This is a genomic window from Parasphingorhabdus sp. JC815, assembly GCF_040717415.1.
Classification (GTDB): domain Bacteria; phylum Pseudomonadota; class Alphaproteobacteria; order Sphingomonadales; family Sphingomonadaceae; genus Parasphingorhabdus.
In genome coordinates this window covers 17,667-44,089 of sequence record NZ_JBFEFM010000003.1, presented here as the reverse complement: position 1 = coordinate 44,089, position 26,423 = coordinate 17,667, and the positions used below count along the sequence as shown (strand labels likewise).

Genomic DNA, 26,423 nt, shown 5'->3' with positions numbered 1-26,423 from the left:
GAGATCGCAACTATCAAATAATTAGCAGCGTTGCCGGATTAGGCGCCATCATCTGGTGGACGTCGTTTCCAACCCGATCCTCCGCCACCTTCGCCGCCACGACCGTCTGATGACACTCCTCCCGATGAGTCGCCACTACTGCTGCTTGATGAGGTTGATGCCGATGAAACTATGCTTGCAAACGAATAGCCAATATCATTCACGAACCCTTTTGATTGTTCCAGACACCACCGTGACCGCTGTACCAGCTTGCGGTTTTCGCGGTCGCGCCTGTTGCCGCTGCTGTGGCAAACCGGGAATTTCTTAATCATGCCAATGGTAACAAGCGACCGCCCATGAGCTATGCTACTTCCGCTATGGATTTTAAGCGGTTCCGGTCTTTTATAATCACCGCGCGCCTGTCTGGAAGGTCGATTATTCCTTCTTGTTTGATGCGGGTTAATTGTCTGCTTACAGTTTCTATCGTCAAGCCCAATATGTCTGCAATTTGTTGTCGGTCCATGGGCAGCTCAAAACGATCAAGATAGGGCGTGGTGGGGTCACATCCGTTCATATTAAGACGCTCAGACAATTCGATCAGCAAAGTTGCAATGCGTTCATTTGCCGATTTTTTGCCGAGCAATGTCATCCAGTCTCGTGCGCGGTCGAGTTCATCGAGAGTACGCCGGAGCAGCTTATTTTGCAGGTCAGGATACTCCAGCAGGAAATTATCAAAAGATGATCTTGTGAAGACGCAAAGCTCTGCGTCGGTCATTGCTGTGACACTATAGGGGCTATGTTTACCAAAGGGCCGCCCGATGAAATCTGACCCATACATAACGCTGACAATTTGTTCACGCCCGTCCTGCAAGTTCACGGAAAGTTTCAGAACACCCGTGATAATATTAGCGACAACTGGCGATGAGTCTCCCTCCCACATAAGCGTATCACCACGTTTGATATTCTGTTTAGAGCCAAGCTGCGCCAATAGCTTTAACTCGCCAGTACCAAGACTGGCACATATCGCACGGTTGCGAACTACACATGTTGAACAATCATTCATGTCACGAAGTTACGCCTCAAAGAATATAAACACAACATAGCAAGAGGCTTTAATGCTGCGATCCTTTGTCCAGCGACGGAACCATATCAAACCTTAAATCACCACATTGATTTGATAGCATGAATGGTGAGGAGAACATTAGTACAAGAGGCTGCAACCTATCTGCACGTGAAGAACGCCGACTATCTGGAAAAAGCCAGTTTCCGCATAGCTGTATCGCAATATCTATCTATTTTGGCGTCACAGACCAAGATCGGAAGCGTGGAATTTGCCGCAGCGGACGATTCACTGCTGCAATGACAACTCATGTCATGCGCTACATCTAATCCCGCGCTGTTCAGAAAGCATTGATCCGGACAATGGCGCGGGGTTTATTAGTGATCAGTTCTTTTCGAACGCGGTATGGATTTCCAATTCCACTTCGTCCGATACCAACGGAAGAGCGTACATAATATCGAAATCGCTACGTTTTATCATCGTCGTGGCGGAAAAGCCTACTGTGACCTTTTTGTTAAAGGGATTTGTCCCTGCCCCGGTAAATTCGGCATCTAATGTTACTGGTTTTGTAACACCGTTCAGAGTTAAGTTGCCGTTTATTTTCGCGCTATTACCGGTTGCATTCACACTGGTCGATACAAACCGCGCATCGCTAGGTTCAGGACCAAAGAAATCGGGCTTTGCGCCATCTTTGCCCGCACGCAATAGATGCTCGGTTAGTACTTCACTCGCCGTGGTCACTTTGCTAACCGGTATCGTCACATCGACACTGGCTGCTGAAATATTGGCTGGATCAATGGTCAATGTCCCTGTCACATCTCCAAACAAGCCGATATAATCGCTAAAGCCGAAATGATTGACTTCCCAAGTAATGAATGTGTGGTCGGGGTCCGTGCTATAACTTCCGGCAACTACACGGGTAGCATCCATTTGACCCGGGATTTGAGGAGCGGATTGTGCAAGCAAAGGTGCTGTCGCGGCTAAGGCAATGAGAGCTAACGGGAGGCGCATAATTTAGTCTCCTGAAAATGATGACGTCATGACCGACGTAATAAACATCGAATATAACGGGCATGATTTTCATAGAAATAGCTTATTTTGTCAATCCATAGAATGTTGACGTGATTTTAAACCATATTTTTGGGCGATTTGTTTAAGGATCGACAAACTTTTATCTCTACTAGATCAATGTCTTTTCCCCTTCATAGCTCAGTTCTTTGAGCAGCGCGCGAGCGGCGTAGCCCAGATGCGCCTGTTTGCGGCGTATCAGGAATACGGGGCTGGTCCATTTGCCCATCGCCAGATCCCGCCACATCAAAGAGTGCGCGGCATTGCACAAGGATTGCGGCAATATTGATAGATAATCGGTCCGGGCCAGTGCGCTTAGCGCGAACATCACAGATGTTGTCATAATCCCCGGTTGCGGGAATTGTGCGTTCTGCCCGGCAAAACTATCCTCGATCTTCTCCGTCAACAAGTCGGTATTGCGGCCCAATATCCAGTTGCAACCGCTAATATCCTTTAGATTTCGGGCCTTTGACAATTGCGGATGGTTTTCGCGCCCGGTCACGCCCCATGTTTCATTGCCTAGACGTTCGATCAAGACTCCCTCCTGCTCCCCTCCGCTTTGCGATGACAGCGCAAGGTCAATCTCTCCCCGATTGAGCGCAGCGATAAAATCCCGGTCGATACCGGCTTCTACATCAATTCTAAGGTTCGGATAGCGCGTCGCAAATGCCGCAACCTGCATCCCTACAGAAGATGTTGCAGCAATCGGGCTTAGACCGATAATCAACTTGCCCCGTTCCAGACCAATTTCGGCCGAGGCCGCACTGCGTAACCGTCCGGCACTGGCCACAACATCACGGGCATGTTCTGCAACCGTTTCACCAAGCCGTGTCGGCACCATTCCCCGCGGCACACGTTCAAAAAGTTTGCCGCCCAGTTGTTTTTCAAGCCGTGTCAGGCTCTGCGATATGGCTTGTTGCGACAGGCCGACACGCTCCGCCGCGCTTGTTAAGCTACCTGTTTCCACGATGGCCAACAAGTTTTCGAGTTGTTTCAAGTCCATATTATCAACAAGCATAGGTTGTAGATAATAACAATCATTTGTTTTCAAAATGCGCTTCATATGCTCTTCTGCATCGCAATAAGGAGATATATTATGGCGAGTCTAAAGAGCGTTAAAACATGGGACGAAGAAGTTGATGTCCTGATTTGCGGATATGGTTGTGCCGGTGCATCAGCGGCAATCGAGGCTTATGACATTGATTCCAGCGCCCGCTTGCTCGTGGTGGAAAAAGCGCCGCAAGAATTTGCTGGTGGCAACTGCCGGGTTTCGGGTCAATCCCTGCTCATCTCCAAAGATAAGGAAGCGTTGAAAGATTACCAGCGTGCTATGAGCACGTCCAATCCCATCCCCGAAGATATGCTGGATGAATGGGCCGAGCGCATGGTCAATCTTGAGCCATGGATTCAGCAAATCGCAAAAGATGCAGATGCTGAATTTTTGCGCGGAACCGGCTTTACGGAACGGGACGCGGTACTGGAGTTCCCTGAACTGGGTGCGCGCGACGCGGTGGCCTATACTTCAACCATCCTCCCCATTCCGTCGGGCGTGTGGCTTGCTTTGAAGGCCAATGTCGAAAAGCGCAATATTCCGGTCTGGTTTGATTGCCCGCTGGTTGATTTGATTCAGGATCCGGACACATTGGAAGTATTTGGTGCATGGGTTGAGCATGACGGCGTGCGCAAGGCTATCCGTGCGCAAAATGGCGTTATCATGGCTGTCGGCGGCTATGAAGCAGACCGCGAAATGCAGCGTAACTATTACGGGCTTTCCGATGTTGTGCCGCTGGGCACGCCCTATAATACCGGCGATGGTGTCCGCATCATGCAAAAAGCGGGTGCCGAAATGTGGCATTTGCGTAACCAGGGTCAATCGGGTGGTATCTGGCCCGGTATTCATCCTGAAGGTCAAAAAACCGCTTATTTGCGTAACTTCCTTCTGCCAGCATTTTCATGGGTCGATGTCGATTCCACCGGCAAGCGTTTTTATAACGAAGCCAACGAACTGCAACTGACCCACTATAAAGAGAAGAAGCATGGCCGCTGGATTGATGTCCCGCTGCATTTTGCTCATCCCTCGCACATGATCTTTGATGAAAGCACGCGGCTTGCTGGCAAGATGGTGACCGAAGTGATGACATGGAGCGCTGTCGTCACCGCAGAAGGGTGGAGCGAAGATAATAGCGAAGAAATCGCATCAGGCCTTATCAAGAAAGCCGACACAATTGCCGAACTGGCGGAGCAGATTGATCTTGATCCGGACGTTCTTGAAGCGGAAATCGCAAAATATAACGCTGCTTGCGAAGCAGGGCATGACGATGATTTGGGCCGCAATCCCGACACATTATTGCCGATTGCAAACGGACCATTTTACGCATTGCCGCTCACCCCGGTAATTGTCTGCACAGGTGGCGGCGCACGGCGCGATATGGACGGACAGGTTTTTGATCATCACGGCCAAGTCATCCCCCATCTGTTTGAGGCTGGCGAACTCGGCTCGATGTTCTCCGACCTTTACCAGAACGGTTCCTATCTGACCGAAGCCATGATTACCGGGCGCGGGGCGGCGCGGGCAGCGCTCGCATTGGAACCAGCACAATTAGTCGAAGCAGCGGAGTAAAGCGATGCTGGTAAAAACACCTGCGATCAAGCTGGGCGTGGAAATTCGTGAGAGCAAAACCGAAGATGGCAAGCTGATCCTGTCGGGCGTGGCGAATGCCATGCCCTGCACCGTCGAGATGAGCGGACCGGAACTGCGGCGTCTGGCAGCAATGCTCTTGCACCCCAAGCGTATATTCAAAACGGCTGCTATTATATTCGGGAAAAAGCCGGAGGAATGAAACTTCCCGGCGCGCTGAGCAGCCTATAGCGATCCGCGCGCCGAACCCATGCTATCGAGCGCCCAGAGCGCCCGACGCAATCGGGGACTTTGCCCAAGACTATGAAGCCCGGTCAATATATTGTTGGCGGCGACCATGGTATTTTGCTGAATTCCCGAAGGTCATCGGGCAAAATCGGATCATAGGGTGCGTCATAGCGGAAGGACGCTTTCTCGTCCGTCCAATGGTTGACATGCTTGCCGCCGACAAAACGGATCAGGGATACGCTTCCCCATCGCGCACCAAATGGCCCATGGGCAATGCCCGGTGGTCGCCAGAAATATGCGCCGGGATGCATTGTTCCTTGTGGTCCGGTGGTGGAACCTGAAATGACATAAGCCTCTTCAACAACCGGATGAATTTCTTGTGGCCCCTCCCCTCCCTGGGGTGAGGCTTGCGGTAATATCAAAGACAGAAAAGTCCGTTCTCCGGTATCCGGGTCGGTACGAAGGTTTTTACGCGAGATGCCCAGATGCTTTAGATTAGGGTCATTGAGCGTCATATCCCATTCCATCGCAGCCACATCCAGATGCCGGATAGCACGATTGGCCATTTCCGCAGAACCGTCCCCGCTTTCGCCAATCAGGACAGGTTCGCGATTATAAAATGCCAGAAGGACACAACCGTTGGGCGCGCTCATCTCGTGCCTTGTCCACCCTGCCGGTAAATAGGCATAGCTGTCAGCCGGATAAACATGGCCGTCCATTTCCAACGATCCATCAAGCACATAAAATTCTTCATCTGCCAGAATATGCTCCGGACCGCTGCGCGACCAGCCCGCAGGGTAGCGCATAAGAGTCGAGCACGCTCCATCAGAGGGGTCGCGGCTTAGCATCTTGATTTCAGCATCCGGCCTGGCAAGCCCCGCATCAATGCGTTTCCACGGCAGGACTTGTGACTGAATAAATTCTATATATCCTCGTTCGAGCATGTTCACTCCAATCTTATAAGTACGAGCTTTGGCCAAAGCTTTAATTTCACAGGCATTTCGGCGCATTGACCTTTATCAAGCCTATCCACGCATATTCGCGTATCGTGATAAACCACGCTATGTCAGCGCCGGGCAAAACCGGCCCTAATCCCAATTATTTTTCCGGTGGCGCAAATATTTCATTATCTATCGGCGCATTGACTTTGGTCTTTGTCCAGAACACCTCGTTTGATTTACGATCGTCGTAATAAAGCGTGACATGGCGCGCCTGTAACCAGCGCGGATTTTTTAATGTTACGAAATCCCGGTATGTGCGCCGATGCCAGCCACGGGGCGTATCAAAGCCCAATGTCCGGATGGCGTGAGATTCCTGATCAATTCCGAATAAGGTCCGGCTTCCTTGTGGGTCTTTCAGCTCGACTACATAGATTTTATGACCATCAAACAGGTCATCCGCCAAACGGGTTGCGGAAAAACCCGGCTTATCGGCATGACGGATAATCCCGAACCCGAAATTATTGGCCCAATATTTATCAGCCTTTTCTTTTGGCATTATCCCGTTTTGGGTCCACGTCGTTTCACCGTCATACCCGACTTCAAACAGTGTTTTTTCACCGGATTTGGCGATTATTCTAACTTTCCCGTCTGCGCCATGCGCGGAGGTCCGGTCCAGATCATATTCCCTCCACATCCGATAGTCATCGGCCATGGATTTTGGTTCATGTCCCTGTGCTCCATAAAATACAGCATGTCCCGAAAGAGTCAGCGTCGTAGCATTGGCCCAGTCATCACCGCCGGCCGCTTCCCGCGCCATTGCCAATATTTGCGCACCATCCGGCTCTTGTTCCGCAGCCATAAGCGGCGCAGAAATCGCGGCAATCAAAAACAATATAAAAAATCGGAACATTGATTTACTCTCCCACATCACTTGTCCGGACAATTTATCCTTGCCTTGTACTCCAGCTTGTTGTCAAATCCAAATATGACAACATTTGACCATAGAAACATAAGTCGCCGGACCGTATTGGGCGGCATTGCTGCAACCACAATGTTATCGGCCTGTTCCATCGGGACAAAAAAACACGATGCAGAGATTATTATTATCGGAGCGGGCTTGTCCGGGCTTTATGCTGCCAACTTGCTGGCGGAGGGTGGCAAAGATGTGCTGGTGCTGGAGGGGAGCGACCGGATTGGCGGACGGCTTTTTACGGTTGAAAGCGATCATGGCCTAAGCGAGGGCGGCGGCGAACAGGTGGGCGGAAGCTATGCCCGTATACGTTATATGGCGGACAAGCTTGGCATTCCGATCAGCCCTTATAACGCAGCGCCACCGGCAACCGCGATACATAAGGAAGGAAAGCTGCTGGCAGAGAAAGACTGGCCTGGTTTCAGCGGCAATCCATTTGAAGGGCGGGCCAGAAACCTGACTCCAATCAACGCCCTCCCCGTCATGGCCGGTTCCCAAAACCCCCTTCCCGATGTGTCGAGCTGGCGTAAACCTGAATTTGCGAAATATGATATTTCAGCCGCGGACTTCCTTAAATCCATGGGCTTTGATGACGCCGGGATCGCAACCATTGACCACGCGTTCAATGCCAACAGCGTGGATGATTATTCCATGCTCAATGCGTTCCGTACCGGCGCTCTCTTCAAACAGGACCGCACTCTTGGAGAAACCGGCTATTTTGTAAACGGCGCGCAATCCCTTGCAAAAGCGATGGCAAAAGCACTGCCACGATCTGTGGAGACCGGCCAGCATATCGTCCGGATTGATGTGGGCGCGGACGGCGTTGAAATAGAAAGCAAGGATGGAAAAATATGGCGGGCTGCACAGGTTGTCTGCTCTGTTCCCTTGCCTGTTTTGGCAAAAATGGCGGTAAATGCTCCGCTTTCCGACGTGCAAAAACGCGCATATAATGAACTGCCCTATACGCAGATCATACAGATCCATTTTCAGGCCAAGCGCCCGTTCTGGGAAGAGGACGGGTTCGGGGCATCAATGTGGAGCGATGGCCCGCTTGAGCGGTTGCTCGCCCGGCCCGGCGAGGATGGCAAGCCCGATGGTGTGATCAGGGCATGGATAAACGGCGAAGGGGCTTCCAAATTAAACGCCAAGTCAGATGAAGAACTGGTGCAGCTGTGTTCCGAGGAATTGAAACGCATGCGTCCGGCCAGTGAGGGCAAGATCGACGCGTTCAAGATTGTGCGCTGGACGGAGAGCAATCCGCTGGCTGGCGGCGCATATATGCATTATTCTCCCGGACAAATCGGCTGGGCCGCGGGCAATGTCGGTGCTTCTGCCGGGCGTCTGCATTTCGCCGGTGAACATCTTTCGCATTTAAATCTCGGCATGGAAGGCGCGATGGAAAGCGGCGAACAAACGGCAATGCACCTGCTGAACAACCAGGGGTGAACAGCAGGGGCATCGGCGCTACTATCGGTCGTACTGGCTTACATTTTCCATCAGTTCTTTCATTTCCGCTCCGGTTTCGGGTAGTTCTTCACGCGAAATGTCCAGATGGTTCAGCGGAAATTCCTGCACATATTGGTCAAATACAGGTTTTACCATATCCAGAGCATAGCTTGGCAGCCTACGACCCTTGCGGAATTCCGCAATCGGAATTTCGGCTTCGATGATACCGTCCTGGTCAACACTGGGGTCTTTCGCAATTATTTTCCCGGTCGGGTCCACTATAATCGATTCCCCCGCCTTATATTCGCCTGAGGAGGGAAAGGCGATATTGGTCATTGTCGAATAGAAATTGTTAAGCCGCGCCATCGAGGTCACATCATCTTCGTAAAACAGCGTTGCCGTGCGAACCATAATTTCCGTGCCGCGCATCGCAAAAGCGGCAAAGATAAACGGGTCCATCTGGACGGTGCTGACTGCGATATTGCCATATTCGGTTTGCAACACAGGAAATTCTTCTTCCGGTCCATACATCGCCCGGTATTTATCGCGCACGGCCTCGATCGTTGTCGTGGTGATTTCACGATCAGGATAGAGGCGTTTGATATTGCGTGACTTCCAAAAGCTTTTTACCACTTTACCGTCACGACCGATAACGGTGTTCAGGCTCAATATATGCCCCGGCCAGTCATCGTCTGTCGCGTAGGTGCCAAAGATAAGATACGTATCGCACTCCTTGGCGATCTTGCCTAGTCGCTCGGTTTCCGGCCCGGGAACCTGAACAGTATATTTCAGTTTCTCAGAACGTGTTCCGGCAGAATAGCCGGTCAGCGGAAATTCATGGTAGAGAAGAAAATCCGGCTTCTTTCCGGTAGTGCAGGCTTTGTGTGCGATCTCTTCCATGTGGGTAAGATTGTGATCCAGACCTTCTTTAACGGTCGGAAAATCGGACAGTGAATCAACTGTAGTCTGCAAGACTTTCACGACAATTTTATCCTTGGCCAGCGGCTTGGTCGGATAGCTGCCATCGGCGCGGACAAGAACAGGCATCTCGGTAGCCGCTTCAGTAGCCGGAACTGTCTGGGCCACGGCCTGTCCGGCCATGCATAGCAGCGATGCGGAAGCAGCCAGCGTAGCCAGCTTGTTAGTCAATTTCATCATTCTCTCCATATTAAATCACAAACATAGCTTCCTGCCGATTCATATGGATCGGCATGAATTTATAGCGAGACTTTCAAAACCGGACTGACCGGTGTTTGCAGTTATTTACGTTTTATCCGGGTGCTGCTTTGCGCACTGAGCAACCAGCCTTGGGCATTTTTCCGCCAGACCTGCATGACGAGGAATTTGGCTGGCTCCATATTTGTGCGCGTCCGATTATTGACGAATGTGACAATGGTCATATCGCCCTTCTCGCGAACAACAACATCGCTATTGTCCCATGTCTCAAACCCGTTACGCAAATCGAACAGCGCGGCTTCTTTGCCATACAGCTTGCCGGATTGGGATACGAGCGCCAGATCTTCGGCAAATACAGAGGCTGCCATATCCGGATTGCTGGCAAGAGCCGCATCCCGGATTTGCGACAGTGCCGCCGCTATAGCATTATCTGCATTTTCTTTTTCATTCGCATAAGCATATGTTGGGGAACAAAGAAGAGCGGCCATGACCGCTGATTTTCCAATTGAAACAGTCATAACCGCTCTCCCCGGTTTTTAGAATTTACCGCTTAAAGTCACACCAAACTGGCGTTTATCAGGCGGTGTGATGGCAAATGCACGCTGCAACTCTCCATTGAGCCTAGGCGCAGGAAAATCAACATAGCGCAAGATGCCACGCGGCGTTTTATCCTGAAACGCATTTTTTACCCAGAAACGAATGGACAAGTCATCCTTGCGGAAACCGGCCATGAAATTGGCTTTCGTTGAATCTCCGGTTTCAGCCAGATTGTGAATCTGAGCATATAAAGACGAACGGAAAATAACGTCACCGCGCGCAAATACATCCCATCCGCTGTTGCCAAGTGGCAGGTCGATGGCAGTAGAAAAAGTTGCCTGATGCTTGGATACCAGCGGCGGTCTGTTACCGGAAAGATCTGCAAAGGTCGAACATGGCGTTGGCCCGGTCGTCAATGTGCCATCACCCAGCAACTGGCCGGCATTCAACGTCGTGTCCGGATTGGCACAGCCGTCGGCAGTTGGCAGGAAAGCTCCGGGATTATTGGGATCAGGCACAGTGCCCAGACCGGTTGATCCACCCAGCAGCAATGATTGTTCAGGACTGGAACCATTTACAATCTGCGCATCTGTAAACGCATAGGTTGCCGAGAACGTCAAAAAGTCGTTTACACTCCAGGATGCATCTATTTCCAGACCCCAGATTTCTGTGTCACCAACATTATCGCTAAACGAATTCACCCCACCCTGCGGCGTTGTAAATGTGCTTGTGAGAACCTGATCCGAATAATCGTTGAAAAAGCCCGCGGCGTTGATACGCAAGCCATAGACAGGCTCGGATTTAATACCGATTTCGTAGTTTTTCAGACGCTCTTCACCAAAAGTAGCATTAGGAGCCCCGATTTCATTAAAACCGCCTGGTGAGTTTCCTTCGGAATACACTGCATAGAGCAGTATATTATCAGTTGCCTGATAATCCACCGTTACACGAGGCAGGATGGATTTGAATACGGCATTACGGACCGCACCTTCGCCGGCAATGATCCGGTTAGGCATGGCTGCACCGGGGAACAGATCGCCAAGTCGATAGGAAGCACCGGGCCGGGTTCCGATCTCGTCCCGGCCAATACGCAATTCACCACCTATTGTAAGGCGTTCAGTGACATCAAATGCTATTGAACCAAAAGCAGCAAGGTTTGTTGTCTCATCCGTTTCGCCGATCTTGTCATAGCCAAATTCGGTTTGCTTGCGACCATAAGCTGTGCGCTTGGTCGTATCGTCAAAAAAGAAACCGCCAATCTCTACACGAACCGGCTTGTCCGCTGGAGAAGCAAACCGCAGTTCAGCAGATATTGCTTCACGGTTGGTTTCACCGTCACTGTTAAATGGCGAGACACCAAACGCACAGTCAGGAATGAAATTAGCGCACACGAAAGGCGATGAGATAAACAATGCCGTTCTCGCGTCATAAGTCTGATCGGTACCGGCTTTTTGATTTATATGCGTATATCCAAAAAGAGCTGTCGCCGTAAAACCGGAATCACCCAGGTCGGCAGTCGCCTTGGCCAATACGCGGTCGGCTTTCCGGTTAATACCCGGCTCAATCAGCTCGTCCGTATTCAGGCCGATAGGACCGCGCAGCGACACTACACCTTTATAATAACCGCGACTTCCGGCGGTATATATATTATTATATGAAGAATCCTGAAGCCCGATTGCGAAATGGTCATCATCATCCTCGGTATGCAGGTACATGATACTCGCTTCGAAATCATCGCTTTGATAGTTCAGCCCGCCAGAAATGCTTAATGTTTCCTGGCCCAGACGTTCACCGCTCAGGCTATTGGTATAGAAACCGGCAAACTTGCTGTATTTTCCCGAAACAAACGCACTGAGGCCATCAGCAACCGGAGCAGCGACGCGTCCGAAAACCTCATATTTGTCATGCGTCGCCGCGGTTAATTCAAAATCAACACCCAGATCATTGACCGGACCTCTTGTGACATAGTTGACCGCGCCGGAGAGTGTTCCGCGTCCGAAGACTGCACTTTGCGGCCCTTTAACGACCTCTACCCTGCCAAAATTTTCCAGGTCGAGCGCTGTTGAAGCACCAATAAAAGGTATACCGTCGATGAAGAAACCGACCTTGCCCTCGGCAAACAATATGTTCGATGCACCGCGAATGACAGGGCGATCGCCGCTACGGCCAAAAGCTGATTGTAGCTGAAACCCGGGTGTGAAATCTGAAAGTTCTTCAAGACCGGCAATATTCGCATCATCAATCATCTGCTCACCAAAAGCGGTGACGGTGACTGGTACTGTTTGAAGATTCTCTTCCTTTTTACGCGCGGTAACAACAATGACGTTGGAATTCGCTCCGGCTCGTGCACCGGCATCATCCTGGGCATAAGCGGGCGTGACTGCCAAGGCAGTTGCCACCATCAATGTGGATTTAATCGTCCTGTTTGTAATTTTTCTCATCAATATATCTCCCTGCACCATTTTGGTGGCATTTTCTTTTGCAGAATATAGATTTCATTGTCTGTTTAATTTGTCCAGACAAATAGCAAAACAAAAGTATTTTTATGCTTATCTGAACAAAAAAATCCCGTGAACGCCGATTGAAATATCGCTTTTTTGTTGTGGCTATCATTAGTTGTCCAGACAAATTGCTTGCTTTTTGAAAGGTTTCGTTGATGTTGGTCCCGCGAGGAGAATATGATGCCAGCAAAGAAACCTGCTTTTCTTTTCACGAAAACATATCCGGCACCGCTAGCCATTGCCGGCGCTCAAATGAAAAACGAATCACCGATTCGGCCTTTATTCTATGCAGCACCCCCTCGCGAAATCGGTTTGGAGCAGCCGCCATGCTGCTCAATCTATCCAGGCTGATAACCCGAAAGTTGGCCGACCTGATGACTGGCAAGCCTGATAGCTAGCAACAATCCAACACACTAACAGGAGAGAAATAATGACAGAAAACAAAGGTTTTTCGAGAAGAAGCTTGTTCGGAGCAGGAGCAGGAATTGCCGCCACTGCGGCCTTGGGCTGGAGCAATGTGGTGCAGGCAAGCACAAAAGGCGGGCCGGACAAGCTCAATATTACTCCCGATGGCCGCTATGCGACGGTGCCGCTTGCCAAAACGCATATTTCTATTGGCGCAGTACAATCGCGTGTAGTGCCCGTGGAACTATCTAATCTCAAACAAACCCGCCGCGCGAATGTTCAACATATGATGGATTTGATTGACGCTGCTAATGGGTTTACCGGACGAAAAGACCTGCTGTTCTTTCACGAATTTCCGATTACCGGCTATTATCAAGGCTGGAACCTTACCGATGCGCGCAAGGTTGCCATTGAAGTGCCGGGCGAAGAAACCGAGATGCTGGCCAAAAAGGCACGCGAATATGGCTGCTGGCTGGTCTTCGGATCCTATGTCCGCGATCCTGACTGGCCCGAAAGTCTGCTATCCATTACCACCATCATGAATGACAAGGGTGAAGTGGTCGATAAACATTGGAAAGCGCGCAATATCAAAGGCGTGTTTGGCGAGAATTTCGAACTGTTCACCACATCAATCTATGATGTGCTGGACCGCTATGTCGAAATGTATGGAGCCGATGCCGTTGTCCCGGTTACCCGCACACCGATTGGCAATATCGCCACGACATCAACCCAGCGCGAACCCGAATTGCTTCGCGCAATGGCTATGAAGGGGGCCGAAATCATGTTGCGTACGGCTACGGGCGGTTTCTCTCCGGTCGATATGCAGGCCACGTCCCTTTATAACGGTATATATACCGCAGTGGCGAATAATGCAGCCTCACCGCAGAACAAATATTTCTTTGAAGATGCAGGCGGCGGCGGCACAGCCATTTATGGCCCCGATGGCGAGGTAATAAGCAAAGCCAAAACTGCGTTTGAGACGCTGGTCCCCGCACGCATTCCCATTGCGGATTTTCGTGCACGGCACCGTCAACCGGTTGTTCATAGTGAAATATTTATGCCGGTATATGAGCAATATCGTTCACAATTTGGACCGAACCTGTTCAGTGGCTATCAACCGAAAGACACAGTCGATGCGAAGCGCCATCTGCGCGATAAAGCCCGCTGGCCTAAATAGGGGTAAATTATGAAATAGGACGCAGGCTGAATTAAACATTGCAATCATTCCGCCTGCGTCTAATTTGTCCGGACAACTCCAATAGAAAGTTTACCTCATGCCAGCCTATATGATCGTCACCGCCAACATAAAGGATAGAGAGGCGTTTATCTCGGGTTATGGCGCACAGGCTGGCGCATTGATTGAAAAATTTGGCGGTAAATATGTCATGCGCGGGCCGGGAGCCGAACTGCTGGAAGGCAGCTTTGGTGACGGCGCTTCTATGGTGATTTCGGAATGGCCGGACAAGGCAGCCGCAAAAACATTCTGGAACAGTCCGGAATATGCCAAAGTGAAAAAGCTGCGCGAAGACATCGCTGATTGCCAGGTTCTTCTTATCGAAAGCCCGAAGATAAATGGTTGATGTCAGCAAACAGGGAATGAATGAAACCCCGTCAACCAATATGACCGCGGCCCAGCCACCCTATCCGGGGGCTGCGACCGGCTGGTTCATAGTAATAATGCTTACCATTGCCTATATTTTCAGCTTCGTGGACCGCTATATCCTTGGACTGTTGATCGAACCGATCAAGGCGGAATTTGACCTGTCCGACCGCTCAATAGGCTGGCTGCTCAGCGCCTTTACGCTGATTTACGGCTTTGTCGGAATTTTCATGGGCTGGCTCATCGACCGCGGAAAACGTGTCTGGATCGTTTCCGTTGGTGTTGCCTTATGGTCGCTAGCCACTATCGCAACCGGCACAGCGAAAAACTTTGTCCAGCTATTCGCCGCCCGTATGGGTGTCGGCGTCGGTGAAGCGACGCTGAGTCCGGCAGCTTTTTCAATTATCGGCGACAGTTTCCCGACCGAGCGGCGCGGCAAACCGATTGCTTTCTATTCTGCTGCCCTGCCCCTTGGCGCGGGCATTGCTTCGCTTGTAAGCGGAGCAATCATCGCGTGGACAGCTGCAAGCGGTAACCAGACATTACCGCTCTTCGGAGAGCTATCACCCTGGCGGTTTACCATGATCATCGTCGGCCTGCCCGGTATCATATTGGCGCTGGCATTTCTGTTTATCAAAGAGCCAGCTCGTCGTCCGGTCGCCGCATCATCCGACGTTATCGGCGGCAGCGGCTTTCGTGATGCGATGAAATATATCTGGGATAATAAGCTGTTATATTTCGGCTTTCTGTCAATCATCGGCACAATGACGGCTATTGCCTATAGTCAGGGTTTCCTTGCCCCTACTTTTGAACGCACATGGGATTGGTCGCCGCAAAAATTTGCTTTTGCTTATGGTTTAGCGATGCTGGTCATTGGGCCGGTGAACATGCTGGCTATGGGCGCGATTTCAGACCGTTGGACCAAAAAGGGCGTGCGGGACGCCTCGCTTCGCCTTCTTTTTATCGGTTTTTTCATCCTGATACCAACCGCTGCGCTACCGTTTTTCATGCCAAACGGAGAATTGGCCTTTGCCATATTATGCCTGAACATCGTTGGCATCGGTATGGTTACGACCATCGGCGTCACGGCATTGCTGGTGATTACGCCTGCACAAATTCGCGGGCAGATTGTCGCGCTATATTATCTGGCGATAAGCTGGTTCGGATCGCTCGGCCCCATCGCGGTGGGAGAATTGTCCAGCGGCCTGTTTGGCGAGGATAATCTGCACTATGCCTTAGCCAGCGTGCCGATCCTGTTTGCTCTCGTGCCGCTGCTTATGATGCCACTGACCCGCCGCCTGTATCTGGCACAGATGGAAAAGCTGGGTGAAGCGACCGCCTAATCGGTCAGAACATAGGAAAAAATCAAACTTTAATCGGGAAACACATGAAAACCTTCGCCATCTATTGCACTGACAAGCCGGATACAGCGCAAAAACGCCGCGACGCCCGTGATGCGCATTTCTCGCATATTGAAAAGACGCTTGATAATTTCCTTATCGCTGGCCCACTGAACGATAAGGATGGCGTTACCATTGGTTCGCTGTTAATCGTAAAGGCTGACGATGCCTCGCATGCCCGCAAGCTGCTCGAAAGTGATCCTTATTTCCGGATTGATATCTGGCAGGACATCCGGATTTCAGAGTTTATCCCGGCTGCGGGCGACTGGATTGGCGGAAAGATCTGGTGAGGGCTTCACCCTATCTAACCAATTTCGATCAGTTCCAGTAGCTCCCCGGCATAGCCTTTGGTAGTCGCAGCTCTGCGTCCCTGATATAGCGCGCCTTCACGCACTTGCGGGGGGCTAATCCAGTCAACCACGATCTCGTCAAGGTCGTCCACAGCCAATGTCACCATCGCATTGCCCGGCGGCAACATCCCCTCATGACGCGGGCGTATAGTGGCCTCGGCAGGATAATCATCCACCTCGAAAATCGGCAGGCGGCCAGATTGCACCATGGTCAGATCGGTCTTGAAATCCGCTGGCTTGCCGAAGGCATTGTTAATCATACTATAGGAAAGCGTAAACGTGTCTGTCTCGATCAGGTTCAGCTTATCCTTATACCATTCCACGGTTTTCTTCCGGTCCGGCGTCGCCAATATGCAGATAAAAATATGATCGGTTAGCGAGCGCGCCTTGGGAAGATCGGTCGTGGGCATATCTTCGCGCACTTCATTCAGGTAAATCATCTCGCGCCCGGTACCCAATACCTGCATCGGTACAAAAAATGGCAGACCTTCGAGTTCTTTTGGCGGTCCGACAATATCAAAACCGCTGCCCGACAAACGCTCTGGCCAGCCGAATACATCCTGCACGCTTAGCTCATAAGCCGCCCAGCCATAAGTCGTCGTCGGTTTGAAATCGGGGTGATCGGGTTGCTCGACCAGCCGGATGAAACATTGTGCGCCGCTGACCGGCTGCAACACTGCCATTCGCTTGCCCGCGCTGGCCGGAGAGGCCCAGCTAGCCGCAAGATCATCAGAAACAACGTCTGTTTCGACAAGCGTCATACCCAGCACATCGTGATAATCGCGCACAGCCGCATCAAGGTCCGGAACGGTTGCTACGCCGCCCAATATGGCGCCATGTTGCAAATTATGAGTCATATTATTCTTCCGTTATATGCTGTAACCGCGGGAGGCGCTAAAACTGCGGCTTACGTTTTTCCAGAAACGCGCTGACGCCTTCTTTGAAATCATCGCTGGTAAAGGCGGAATCAAACAATGCGCGCGACTCTGCGTCATCATCTGCCTGACCGTCCAATATCCGTTTGACGATTGATTTGCTCATCTGCTGGCTATGAGAAGAGACCGACGCCATAGTGTCCGCCAAAGCCATCGCCTCTTCATAAGGCTCATCTGCCAATATGGTGACAAGGCCGATCCTCGACGCTTCCTGGGCATCTAATATCTGCCCGGTAAACAATATGCGTTTTGCCTGGGACGGCCCCACAGCATCCACCAGCAATTTTGTGTCATGGAGCGGATAAACCAAACCCAGTTTTGCAGGAGTAATACCAAAACGCGCCTTTGGCCCCGCAACCCGCATGTCGCAGGCCAAGGCAATGCCGCAGCCACCGCCGACACAATCGCCATCAACCACCGCAATTGTAGGCTTTACCGCCTGTGCCAATTCATGCTGCACCTTGCTAATCGCGGCCTGATTCTTCGCTCGCCATTCGGGATCGGTAGAACCGGTGCTAAATTCGCCAATATCGGCTCCGGCACAAAAGGCGCTGTCCTTCTTGCTGGCATTGACCGTCAACACGCGGACCGTGTCATCCGCCATTGCATCCGCCAACAACTCCGGGAACAGCTCCCACATATCTTGCGTGAAAGCGTTGCGTTTTTCCGGACGGTCAATCAGCAGATGCGCTATTTTGCCATTTTTTTCGAGACGTAGGGTCATAGTCCCCCCTCCTCTTTAGGGGAGGGGGTTAGGGGGTGGGGGATACCGCCAATAACCGAGTTCGTCTGTGCGAGCGATGTTACACATCGCCCCCACCCCTGAATGGGAGGAATTATATCACTTACATTACTCATGCCGGATCAACTTTCGCCAAATGCTTTGCGATCTGGTGGCGGGTTGTCACCCACACATCTTTTTTGGACCGCACATGTTTCAAAAACTCTTCAAATGCCCAGATGCGCCCCGGCCTGCCAATGATCCGCAGATGCAGACCAAGCGACATCATACCCCGATTGCCCTCTTCGCCTTCGCGGTACATTTGATCGAAATTGCGCTTGGCATAATCCAGCCAGTTTTGCGGCGTCATCGCGGGATCGGTCCACATTTTCATGTCGTTGGAATCTAGCTGATAGGGCACAATAGCAATGGGTTTTTCCGGCACGGTTTCCCGGTCCCAGAAAGGCACATCACCGGAATAATCATCCATATGGTAATCGAAGCCTTCTTCGATCAACAAGCGCCGCGTGTTGTCTGTATGGAAATAACGCGACAACCAGCCATAGGGCCGGGTTCCGGTTGTTTTTTCAATCGACGTAACCGCTTTGCGAATAAACTCGCGTTCCTTTTCCTCGTCCATCTTGAACTGGTGGACCCAGCGATAGCCGTGGCTGACAGGTTCATGCCCCATTTCGGCAATCGCACCGGCAATTTCCGGATGGTTTTCAAGGCTGAGCGCTGCAACGGTCCAGCTTGCCATGATGTCAAATTCTTTAAGCAGTTTTACAATGCGCGGGGCACCAGCTTTTATTCCGTAAAGATAATTGCTTTCATTGCCATAGTTGCGGATCGGCGATTTGATATGGATGCCCAGTTCATCAACTGGCTCCATGCCGCGATCCCCGCGCGCTATGGTCATTTCGCTGCCTTCTTCCACATTGACGACAATGCTTAGCGCCATTTTTGCGCCGTCCGGCCAATCTATTGTTTCCTGCTTCATCATGTCTCCCTCTCCCCTTCAGGGAAGATAGCCGGGGAGAGGGGCAGTCTCTCGTTCCGGCCCAATCAAATGTTTTAGAGGACTTCCCCTCTTCCAATCCTCTCCCCGAAAGGAAGAGGGCTATTATATCAGTGCATTTCCTCGCCGCCGGATACGTTGATCGCTTCTCCGGTAACATAGAAAGCGTCATCGCTAGCCAGCCACGCACAGGCCGCTGCGGTATCGGATGGCAGGCCCGGGCGTCCCATGGGATTTTTGGCCTTCATATTGGCCATATAATCTTCAACCGTGGCAAAGCCGAGCAGCTTTGAAAAATACTCGTTTTGCGCTGCGCCCAGCCCGGTTGTTACATGGTTCGGGCAAACCGCATTGACCGTAATTCCGTGCGCGCCCAGTTCCATCGCACTGGCTCTTGTCAAACCGACCATGCCATGTTTGGAACTGACATAGGCTGGCACATGGGGGAAAGCACTTTTGGCAGCTTGCGAAGCGATATTGATAATTCGTCCGCCATTTCCGGCTTTGACCATCGCTTTTGCCGCAGCTTGCGTGCAATAAAATGCACCGGACAGATTTACACCGATAACCGATGCCCAGTCCGCCGGATCAACGTCAAGCAAGGGTTTCATCATAAAGCCGATACCGGCATTATTGACGAAAACATCCACAGCCCCGAAAGCATCAACGCTTTGATCGACCAGCGCCTGACATTGCTGCGCGTCGCTGACATCACAAGCAATAGTCGCTACTTTGGCACCGCGAGCGCGTAACTCTTCGGCTACGCCCTCTTCCTGATCTCCGATGGCAATGTCCGATACCACGCAATTTGCCCCTTCATCGGCAAAGCGTTGCAATATCCCCTGCCCCAGTCCCTTTTCCTTGCCGGAGCCGGTAACAACGATCGTCTTTCCCTTAAACTTCATAGTTGATCCTTTGGGCAGTCAGTTCAAATATCTTCGGTCAGGATGAATTGCGGGTTGTCGGCAAAATCCTGAAACGGTGCGGCCATCGCCTGAAACTCTTCGGTCGAAATTTCGGCTACGAACGGGTCCATGCCGGTGATGTCCAGCACTTCGACATATTGATAGGGCGAGGGATCTTCCGAACCCAGCAGGCCGGTGGCTTTATGCACCGTAAATCCTTTGACCGAGCTCAAACGGTTTACGCCGGGAATATCGTCTTTCTTTGCCCATGCTTCGTAATCAGCCGCGCTGACGCCGTCTTTCAAATTAAACACAACGATGATGCGCATAGTCTTTCTCCTTACGGGTTTTTCATGAAATTATCGGGGGCGCGATAGGCATCAAGCTGATTGTCCAGCTTGCGCGCCAGTTCAAATAATCCGGCTTCGTTACGGGCTGCGCCGACGATCTGTACGCCCACGGGCAATCCATCGTCGGTCCATCCGGCCGGGATGCTAATCGCGGGGAGACCGGCGATACTGGCCAGACAAGTGAAATCGGCCTGATTGGCTGGCGCATTATCGTCATGGCTGAACGCGGCTTGCGGCGCGGTGGGGAGCAGGATCGCTCCATATTTATCCACCGCTGCGCCCAACGCTTTGCTTGTCTCTTCCAGTATTTTTCTATCTTCCGCCAGATCATCCGCGCTGCGCCGCGGCCCATAGGTAAGCAGCTTTTTCAGATGATCGGAGAGTCCTGCCGGATTATCGGCCAGTACTTGCTTAAGGCTGTTCGCCAGACCGAGCGAAGACATGATGAAGCCCGCAAAGCGGATACGGGTCAGCGGATAGGGAAGCGAGAAACTTGCCTCCGCGCCCAGAATATTTTTGGCTTTTTCATAGCCGTCCAGCACAGCCCGCTCACACTCGACCTCACCTAGATTTTCCAACAATGCAACGTTATCAATGACTTGCCCCTCACTAAGAGAGGCGAGAACCCGCGCTATGGTCTCCATTGAGTCCAGCGACCGCGCCAACGGTCCGATGCTATCAAGCCAGCTATCAACCAGCTCCAGCCCGTCCTGACTGACCGAACCGCGGGTCGGCTTCAGGCCATAGACCCCGCAATAAGCCGCCGGTATCCGCACCGAACCCATCGTATCCGTGCCCAATGCCGCATCGCAAAGCCCGGCCGCTACCGCTGCGCCGCTACCGCCCGATGAACCGCCGGGCGTATAGCCTATCCGGTGCGGGTTATGGGTTGCTCCAAAGAACGGGTTGTCCGTCTTTGCGCCCAGTGCGGCCTCTTCCATGTTGAGAGAGCCAATGATTGCGGCCCCCGCATCACGAAGCCGCTTCACAGTCTCTGCATCACGTTTGGCAATGCGGTCGCGATAGGCTTCTACGCCGCTGGTCCATGGTAAACCCGCAACGGCGATATTGGCCTTCACGCCAATCGTCATGCCCTCTAGCGGCCCCTTTGCGGACTGTGCAGCCGTGTCAAAGTCCGTAAAGGCGTTAAGAGGCTTGTTCGCCGCTTTCAGGTCATCCCAGTCGATCATTGCCGGATCATACTCCCCGTTCGTCTATCAGCCTGATCGGCTTCTGACGGGTATCAATCTGGGTATCATCTGCGGTATCACCCGGACCCACCAAAGCAACATCAACGTCAATACCAATGCCTTTGCGTAGCAGCGCTGCAATGTCGCTTCGGTCACTGCCACCGCGACTTTCCAGCGTGACATGCATATCATCACGCCCCGATTCATCACGCGTCACGCGGCAGACATACTCTCCGGTCAGATCACTGCGCCCTTCAATGATCGCGCCAATCGCATGCGGGAAGATGTTGATGCCGCGCAGTTTGACCATATTGTCGCTGCGTCCCTTGAAACCGGTAATGCGCTTGAACACCATACCGGTCGAGTTGCTATCCGTCCGCTCCTCGGTAATGTCATGCGTGTTAAACCGGATGCACGGCGCAATGTCATCCTTGAACAGGCATGTAACGACCATATCACCAGTTTCACCAGGAGCAATCGGCTCGCCGGTATCGACATCCAGCAGTTCCAGATATTGCGCGTCTTCCCACACATACATGCCATCGCGTTCCGGTCCTTCACCGGCAATCGTGCCGGTATCACCGACCCCGTACCAGTCATAAGCCTTTGCGCCATGCCAAGCAGCTTCGGTTGATGCGCGGTCCTCGGTTCCCAAATGGCCGATGATCATCTTCAGGTTGATCCGGTCAAACAGCTTCTCCGCTTCCGCAACATCAGCCAGTTTGCGGACATAATCGACGAAACCAACCATGCAGGTAACGTTGAAATCCGCCATCAGGTTTACTTGGTTTATCGAGCGCGTCTCAATGCCTGTTCCCGCACTAAGGAAGAGCGAGTTCGTGAAATGGGTCACGGCTTCCCGGATATAATGCCCGCCATTAATCATCCCGTGGCCATATACCGATTGAACCACATCATCCCGCCCAAGGCCCATCCAGCGATACATACGCCCAACCAGCAAGTTGGTAATCTCACGACCCTTTGGTCCAAACATCAAAGGTTGCGGCCGTCCCGTTGTTCCGGACGTTGTATGAAATACGACAGGCGTATCACCGCGTCCGTCAAAATCACCATAAGGAGGATATTCGTTAACCGAAGCCATTAAATCAGACTTATCATAAACCGGCAGTTTCGTGATGTCCGCCAGCCCTTTGATATCGCCGGGCTCAATACCCTTGTTACCCCAAAGACGCTTGTAGAACGGGATTTCCCATCCGCGTTTCATCAATTTCTTGAACTGTTTGTCCTGTATGGCAAAAAGCTCATCACGGCTCATATTAGTATAGCGCGTGATAAATTCATCACCGACCGGATATTGGTCTAGCATCGCTTTCGCGTCAAAACTTTCGAAGTAGGTTGGAAAACTCATTGTGGCTCCGTTGCATAGGCTAGAGGATTGTCAAAAATTGCCGGGACGCAATTGTCACCGGCCAAACTGTGTGCGAGATCAAATTTGGATTGTGTCTGAATTGGCGACGTTGGAGCAGATGGACTCCCAAGATTGTCATTTATTATACGTTCTATGACACTTCCATCCGCTAAATGTAGCGCCAGTTTCTGGGGTGCAAGAGCATTATGGTCAGGGTTATCGTCTATACTGACCACAACTTTCCTACCAAGCTCGACCAGCGCCGGATTTGCAAACTCCTTTTCCGTAAAACAGCGCGGATCAATGATCCTGTCGCGCAGCATTAACGGAACGAGAAACGGCAGGCACAACCGTGCATAGCTTGGCGTCATATCGGGCTTATAAGCCCGCCCGACCAGCCGGTGGATGAGAGGCGGAGCCGCTACTTCGACAGATTGCACTGCGGCCGGATCCAGTGTCCCGTCACGCAGCATATTATCAATAGCGCCCAATATTCCGTGGCTAGCCCGCCCTGAAGGAAACGGCTTGATACTCACATCCTCGATCAGCCATTCTTTACCGATTATGTCTGTATAACGCGTCAGATCGCCCGGCTCAAAGAGCTTGAAATAGCCAAATGGCCCTTCCAGAGCATCATGCGGGCCATCCATTCCGGTACCGACAAGATCAACCGAAGAAATTGCTGCTCGCGCTGCATTGGCAATTTGCAGGGGCAAGGCTATGGAGGCCTCCACATGAGCTTGCATCGTCCCGCTAGCATGGCTGTAGGCAAGGCCAAGCACATCGGCCATTTTCTCACGCGGCAATCCTTGCAAACGGGCTACCGCGAGCGATGCTCCTATTATTCCCGCTGTCGCTGGACGAAAAAACTGCATTGGACCAGTAGCCGCAATGCCAAGTCCGCTGGCAATATCTACACCGACAGCTAAAGCGGTAAGAAACGCATCAGGTTCGGCCCCGCCCATCCGGTCCGAAGCCGCTAATAATGCAGCAGTTACAACGGAAAGCGCGTGGACAACTGCTGGTTCGTGGACAGCATCCCATTCAAGGCAATGGATAGCAAAACCGTTAAAAAAGGCTGCTGAGGGCGCAGGAGCTTTAAGAGCGCTGCCAATAATGCGTGCATCATCATTCTTGCCCCAACTTTGCACTGTCGAAAGCAAAGCCTGCGCTTCTGGCGAAGCGGCACCTGCGGCCCCTACTGCCAGCGTATCGGCTAACAGGCGTTCTGCATCGCAGCGTGCCTGATCGGGAAGGCTGTGGTTAGCGCACGCAAAGTCGAGAATTTTCTGAATATTGCTCATGACAACCACTCTTTCAGCATAGTTTGAATGGCGGTGCTATCATCACTCTTTAACGCCAAATCAATCGCCCGGTCGGCTTCTTTGTCAGCTAATCCACCCCAGGCAATAAGCTGGCGCGCTTTATCAATAATCTGATCTTCACTCATGCTTCGTTCGGGATCACCCAACGTATCCGCAAGCTCGTAAGTTTCACCGTCACAAGTGATACGTGCCCCATAATGTTGCGGATAACGCGATGTAATGTCGGAGGCTTCCGATACTTTGACCCGCGTGCGGGCACTAGCCAGCTGTTTAATCGCATCCGGTTCGAAATCGGAAAGTGTCGGGACACCGCGCTCAGCTACAACTGCCAGAGCATGCTGCAACGAAAATTTGGCATCAAGAACCGTTTGAGGATCGGGCCGGTCACAAAATATAATCGCATCCGCATAGCTTTCGACCCGTATCTCACCGGTCAGTTTGCCCGTCTTGCGCTTTAGCTCCAAGGCGGCATCAATCGCCGGATGTGCATGTCGGCAGGCACCCCAGGGTTTAAAGCTAACCTCATGAATACGCCATTGATCATCCAAGCGCATCGGATTGGTATTGTTGCAGGTGGCAGCGTAAAGCCCTTGAGGTCCTTCAAGAATGAAACGGGAGCCTTTGACCTTACCCGCTATATATGCCGAGATACGCTCACCTGTTTCTATCGCATGGGCAACATGAAACTGTTTGGCATCGTCATTCTCGTGTCTTGTTTGCCAAAGACCGCCTGAGACAGTACCGGCCAATCCCATCGCAGAGGCATAGTCGTCAACCAAAGCAATATCCTGCCCCAAATGGCGATGAATATGCGTGGCAGCAGCACCGAAAAAACCGGCTGTGGCCGTTGGATGATAATGACTGTAATGATGGCTATCGAATGTCGCGCCAACACAAATCATCGCTTCATATCCGATTATTGCGGAGTTCAGTGCCTTTTCCAGATCGCGTTCGTGTTTCAATGCCGATGGCCAGATAACCGGACCCGGATGTAATATCGCTGATCTGTGGACATCATCCATCTCCAGAATATTGCCCAGCCAGCTCTCCGGTTGATCCATATGCTTTAGGTATCGCCCGGCGGCCTCACTTTTTATCGCACCGGCGACGCATCCCAACCAATCAAGCAGATGGTATCTCGCCCGCTGCCGCGTTGCATCATCAATCGGTCTCATCAAATGAGCCGAGAGCTGCTGGGTCAGGCTTTCTTTGGTGGAGACAGAACTGTTCATTATTTCAGTTCCGGTGCGACTGATGGTTGCCAGTTTTTTTCGGATTTGAAACGGAAAGCGGGTGCAATCTGATGGGAGCCATTTGCTTCAATCAGCAACCCCCTCTCTTTCACGAAGCCTTGTTCCAATGCTTCACGAAAATTGAGCACTGGAGAGAAAGCGACATCTTTATCAGCAAACCATTTGACCCATTCGTCACGGGTTTTATTTGCAAAGGTGCTACGGAGATAGTCAATCAGCGGCTTCTGTAACGGGCCGGCCTCTTCCTCGGCCAACGGCAAAAGATCGAGGCGGTCGAGCGCGGTCAGCAAGGTCTTTGCGAATTTGATTTCGCGGGCGCCCAAAACAACATATTTGCCATCCAATGTATTGTAGACATTATAAAAGGCAGCACCGCCCAGAGAGCGTTGCGTTTGCGAGACCGGAGCATCGTCGCCACTTATCGCACCGCCCGCAATGTGCGCGCACCATGGCAACATCGAATCAAACATTGCGATATCAACATAATCACCCTTACCGGTTTTCTCTCGTCCGATCAGGGCCATTAGCACCGCAGACAAGCCATTAAGTCCAGCCGCCATATCAGCTGATGGAGCGCCGGGGACAACCGGCATGCCGTCATCACCATCATTGACCGACAGAAAACCGGAAAGTGCCTGCACGGCCAAATCATGGGCCGGATGGTGCGCCATCTCGCCTTCCTGCCCGAAAGCAGAAATCGAACAATAGACTATGCGCGGATTTTTGGCGGCAACCGCTTCATAATCAAAACCCAGCCGCTTCATCACACCGGGACGAAACCCTTCGATCATCACATCGGCATCGGAAAGCAATTCCCAAAGCCGCTCCCGACCCTCATCGCTTTTCAAATCCAGTGCCAACGCCTTTTTTCCGCGATTCAGATTCCGGAACCAGACCGATTGACCGGCCTCGACAGGCTCCATCTGCCGCGCAGGATCACCGGTAGGCGGCTCTACCTTGATAACATCCGCACCATGGTCGGCCATCATCAAGGTGAGCATAGGCCCGGGGAGGAAAAGCGAGAGATCGACAACTTTTATGCCGGTGAGTTTTGCCAT

At 51.9% G+C, this 26,423-nt stretch carries 27 protein-coding genes; 8 read left to right on the top strand and 19 right to left on the bottom strand.

Annotation, left to right across the window (positions count from 1 at the left end):
• Positions 1-38 precede the first annotated feature (38 nt).
• Both AB1K62_RS08365 and AB1K62_RS08360 read right to left on the bottom strand, forming a co-directional pair.
• Positions 39-311, bottom strand: a complete 273-nt coding sequence (locus tag AB1K62_RS08365; protein WP_367002885.1) for a hypothetical protein — start codon at positions 309-311, stop codon at positions 39-41.
• 29 nt (positions 312-340) lie between these two features.
• Positions 341-1,042, bottom strand: a complete 702-nt coding sequence (locus tag AB1K62_RS08360; RefSeq protein WP_367002884.1) for a Crp/Fnr family transcriptional regulator — start codon at positions 1,040-1,042, stop codon at positions 341-343.
• A gap of 123 nt (positions 1,043-1,165) precedes the next feature.
• Here AB1K62_RS08360 and AB1K62_RS08355 point away from each other — a divergent pair, with 123 nt between their 5' ends.
• On the top strand, positions 1,166-1,342 hold the full coding sequence (locus AB1K62_RS08355) for a hypothetical protein (RefSeq protein ID WP_367002882.1): 177 nt from the start codon (positions 1,166-1,168) through the stop codon (positions 1,340-1,342).
• Positions 1,343-1,423: 81 nt separating this feature from the next.
• On the opposite strand, the gene AB1K62_RS08350 is transcribed toward AB1K62_RS08355, so the two are convergent.
• Positions 1,424-2,050: a YceI family protein gene (locus AB1K62_RS08350; RefSeq protein ID WP_367002881.1), complete on the bottom strand. Its 627-nt coding sequence runs from the start codon at positions 2,048-2,050 to the stop codon at positions 1,424-1,426.
• Between the two features lie 169 nt (positions 2,051-2,219).
• Positions 2,220-3,110: a LysR family transcriptional regulator gene (locus tag AB1K62_RS08345; RefSeq protein ID WP_367002880.1), complete on the bottom strand. Its 891-nt coding sequence runs from the start codon at positions 3,108-3,110 to the stop codon at positions 2,220-2,222.
• A 93-nt stretch (positions 3,111-3,203) separates the two neighbouring features.
• Here AB1K62_RS08345 and AB1K62_RS08340 point away from each other — a divergent pair, with 93 nt between their 5' ends.
• Both AB1K62_RS08340 and AB1K62_RS08335 read left to right on the top strand, forming a co-directional pair.
• A complete protein-coding gene (locus AB1K62_RS08340) occupies positions 3,204-4,727 on the top strand; it encodes an FAD-binding protein (RefSeq protein ID WP_367002879.1) in 1,524 nt (507 codons plus the stop codon).
• 4 nt (positions 4,728-4,731) lie between these two features.
• On the top strand, positions 4,732-4,947 hold the full coding sequence (locus tag AB1K62_RS08335) for a hypothetical protein (RefSeq protein ID WP_367002877.1): 216 nt from the start codon (positions 4,732-4,734) through the stop codon (positions 4,945-4,947).
• A gap of 112 nt (positions 4,948-5,059) precedes the next feature.
• Here the strand turns inward: AB1K62_RS08335 and AB1K62_RS08330 are convergent, their stop codons facing one another.
• Entirely contained in the window at positions 5,060-5,917 is an 858-nt protein-coding gene (locus AB1K62_RS08330) for a cupin domain-containing protein (protein WP_367002876.1), read from the bottom strand.
• Between the two features lie 154 nt (positions 5,918-6,071).
• The gene (locus tag AB1K62_RS08325) at positions 6,072-6,824 is read right to left on the bottom strand and encodes a hypothetical protein (protein WP_367002875.1); all 753 of its coding nucleotides are present in this window, start codon (positions 6,822-6,824) and stop codon (positions 6,072-6,074) included.
• Positions 6,825-6,899: 75 nt separating this feature from the next.
• Between AB1K62_RS08325 and AB1K62_RS08320 the strand changes: the two genes are divergently transcribed.
• Complete coding sequence (locus tag AB1K62_RS08320; RefSeq protein WP_367002874.1) at positions 6,900-8,330, top strand: NAD(P)/FAD-dependent oxidoreductase; 1,431 nt, start codon at positions 6,900-6,902, stop codon at positions 8,328-8,330.
• Between the two features lie 21 nt (positions 8,331-8,351).
• Here AB1K62_RS08320 and AB1K62_RS08315 read toward each other — a convergent pair whose 3' ends face one another.
• The 3 genes from AB1K62_RS08315 to AB1K62_RS08305 form a co-directional block, all read right to left on the bottom strand.
• Positions 8,352-9,488 carry a nitrilase-related carbon-nitrogen hydrolase gene (locus AB1K62_RS08315; RefSeq protein ID WP_367002872.1) on the bottom strand — a complete coding sequence of 379 codons (1,137 nt, stop codon included), beginning with the start codon at positions 9,486-9,488 and terminating at the stop codon, positions 8,352-8,354.
• A gap of 101 nt (positions 9,489-9,589) precedes the next feature.
• Positions 9,590-10,024, bottom strand: a complete 435-nt coding sequence (locus tag AB1K62_RS08310) for a nuclear transport factor 2 family protein (RefSeq protein ID WP_367002870.1) — start codon at positions 10,022-10,024, stop codon at positions 9,590-9,592.
• 18 nt (positions 10,025-10,042) lie between these two features.
• Entirely contained in the window at positions 10,043-12,484 is a 2,442-nt protein-coding gene (locus tag AB1K62_RS08305) for a TonB-dependent receptor (RefSeq protein ID WP_367002869.1), read from the bottom strand.
• A gap of 490 nt (positions 12,485-12,974) precedes the next feature.
• Between AB1K62_RS08305 and AB1K62_RS08300 the strand changes: the two genes are divergently transcribed.
• The 4 genes from AB1K62_RS08300 (at position 12,975) to AB1K62_RS08285 (ending at position 16,239) form a co-directional block, all read left to right on the top strand.
• Complete coding sequence (locus AB1K62_RS08300) at positions 12,975-14,126, top strand: nitrilase-related carbon-nitrogen hydrolase (protein ID WP_367002866.1); 1,152 nt, start codon at positions 12,975-12,977, stop codon at positions 14,124-14,126.
• A gap of 109 nt (positions 14,127-14,235) precedes the next feature.
• The gene (locus tag AB1K62_RS08295; protein WP_367002864.1) at positions 14,236-14,529 is read left to right on the top strand and encodes a DUF1330 domain-containing protein; all 294 of its coding nucleotides are present in this window, start codon (positions 14,236-14,238) and stop codon (positions 14,527-14,529) included.
• Between the two features lie 16 nt (positions 14,530-14,545).
• The gene (locus AB1K62_RS08290) at positions 14,546-15,892 is read left to right on the top strand and encodes an MFS transporter (RefSeq protein WP_367002861.1); all 1,347 of its coding nucleotides are present in this window, start codon (positions 14,546-14,548) and stop codon (positions 15,890-15,892) included.
• Positions 15,893-15,936: 44 nt separating this feature from the next.
• A complete protein-coding gene (locus tag AB1K62_RS08285; RefSeq protein WP_367002860.1) occupies positions 15,937-16,239 on the top strand; it encodes a YciI family protein in 303 nt (100 codons plus the stop codon).
• Positions 16,240-16,253: 14 nt separating this feature from the next.
• On the opposite strand, the gene AB1K62_RS08280 is transcribed toward AB1K62_RS08285, so the two are convergent.
• The 10 genes from AB1K62_RS08280 to AB1K62_RS08235 all read right to left on the bottom strand — a co-directional run bounded on the left by AB1K62_RS08280 (position 16,254) and on the right by AB1K62_RS08235 (position 26,423).
• Complete coding sequence (locus tag AB1K62_RS08280) at positions 16,254-17,156, bottom strand: VOC family protein (RefSeq protein ID WP_367002859.1); 903 nt, start codon at positions 17,154-17,156, stop codon at positions 16,254-16,256.
• A 37-nt stretch (positions 17,157-17,193) separates the two neighbouring features.
• Positions 17,194-17,958, bottom strand: coding sequence for an enoyl-CoA hydratase-related protein (locus AB1K62_RS08275; protein WP_367002857.1), 765 nt, complete (start codon positions 17,956-17,958; stop codon positions 17,194-17,196).
• A 130-nt stretch (positions 17,959-18,088) separates the two neighbouring features.
• Positions 18,089-18,958, bottom strand: coding sequence for a polysaccharide deacetylase family protein (locus AB1K62_RS08270; RefSeq protein ID WP_367002856.1), 870 nt, complete (start codon positions 18,956-18,958; stop codon positions 18,089-18,091).
• 125 nt (positions 18,959-19,083) lie between these two features.
• The gene (locus AB1K62_RS08265) at positions 19,084-19,878 is read right to left on the bottom strand and encodes an SDR family NAD(P)-dependent oxidoreductase (RefSeq protein ID WP_367002855.1); all 795 of its coding nucleotides are present in this window, start codon (positions 19,876-19,878) and stop codon (positions 19,084-19,086) included.
• Positions 19,879-19,901: 23 nt separating this feature from the next.
• Entirely contained in the window at positions 19,902-20,207 is a 306-nt protein-coding gene (locus AB1K62_RS08260; protein WP_367002854.1) for an REDY-like protein HapK, read from the bottom strand.
• An 11-nt stretch (positions 20,208-20,218) separates the two neighbouring features.
• The gene (locus AB1K62_RS08255; RefSeq protein WP_367002853.1) at positions 20,219-21,418 is read right to left on the bottom strand and encodes an amidase; all 1,200 of its coding nucleotides are present in this window, start codon (positions 21,416-21,418) and stop codon (positions 20,219-20,221) included.
• A 7-nt stretch (positions 21,419-21,425) separates the two neighbouring features.
• A complete protein-coding gene (locus AB1K62_RS08250) occupies positions 21,426-22,787 on the bottom strand; it encodes a phenylacetate--CoA ligase family protein (RefSeq protein WP_367002852.1) in 1,362 nt (453 codons plus the stop codon).
• Positions 22,784-24,091 (bottom strand): MmgE/PrpD family protein, encoded by a 1,308-nt coding sequence (locus tag AB1K62_RS08245; RefSeq protein ID WP_367002850.1) that lies wholly within the window; start codon positions 24,089-24,091, stop codon positions 22,784-22,786. The genes AB1K62_RS08250 and AB1K62_RS08245 overlap by 4 nt, the downstream gene beginning before the upstream one ends.
• On the bottom strand, positions 24,088-25,344 hold the full coding sequence (locus AB1K62_RS08240; RefSeq protein ID WP_367002848.1) for an MmgE/PrpD family protein: 1,257 nt from the start codon (positions 25,342-25,344) through the stop codon (positions 24,088-24,090). Before AB1K62_RS08240 ends, AB1K62_RS08245 begins: the two co-directional genes overlap by 4 nt.
• Positions 25,344-26,423, bottom strand: a complete 1,080-nt coding sequence (locus tag AB1K62_RS08235; RefSeq protein WP_367002846.1) for a CoA transferase — start codon at positions 26,421-26,423, stop codon at positions 25,344-25,346. The genes AB1K62_RS08240 and AB1K62_RS08235 overlap by 1 nt, the downstream gene beginning before the upstream one ends.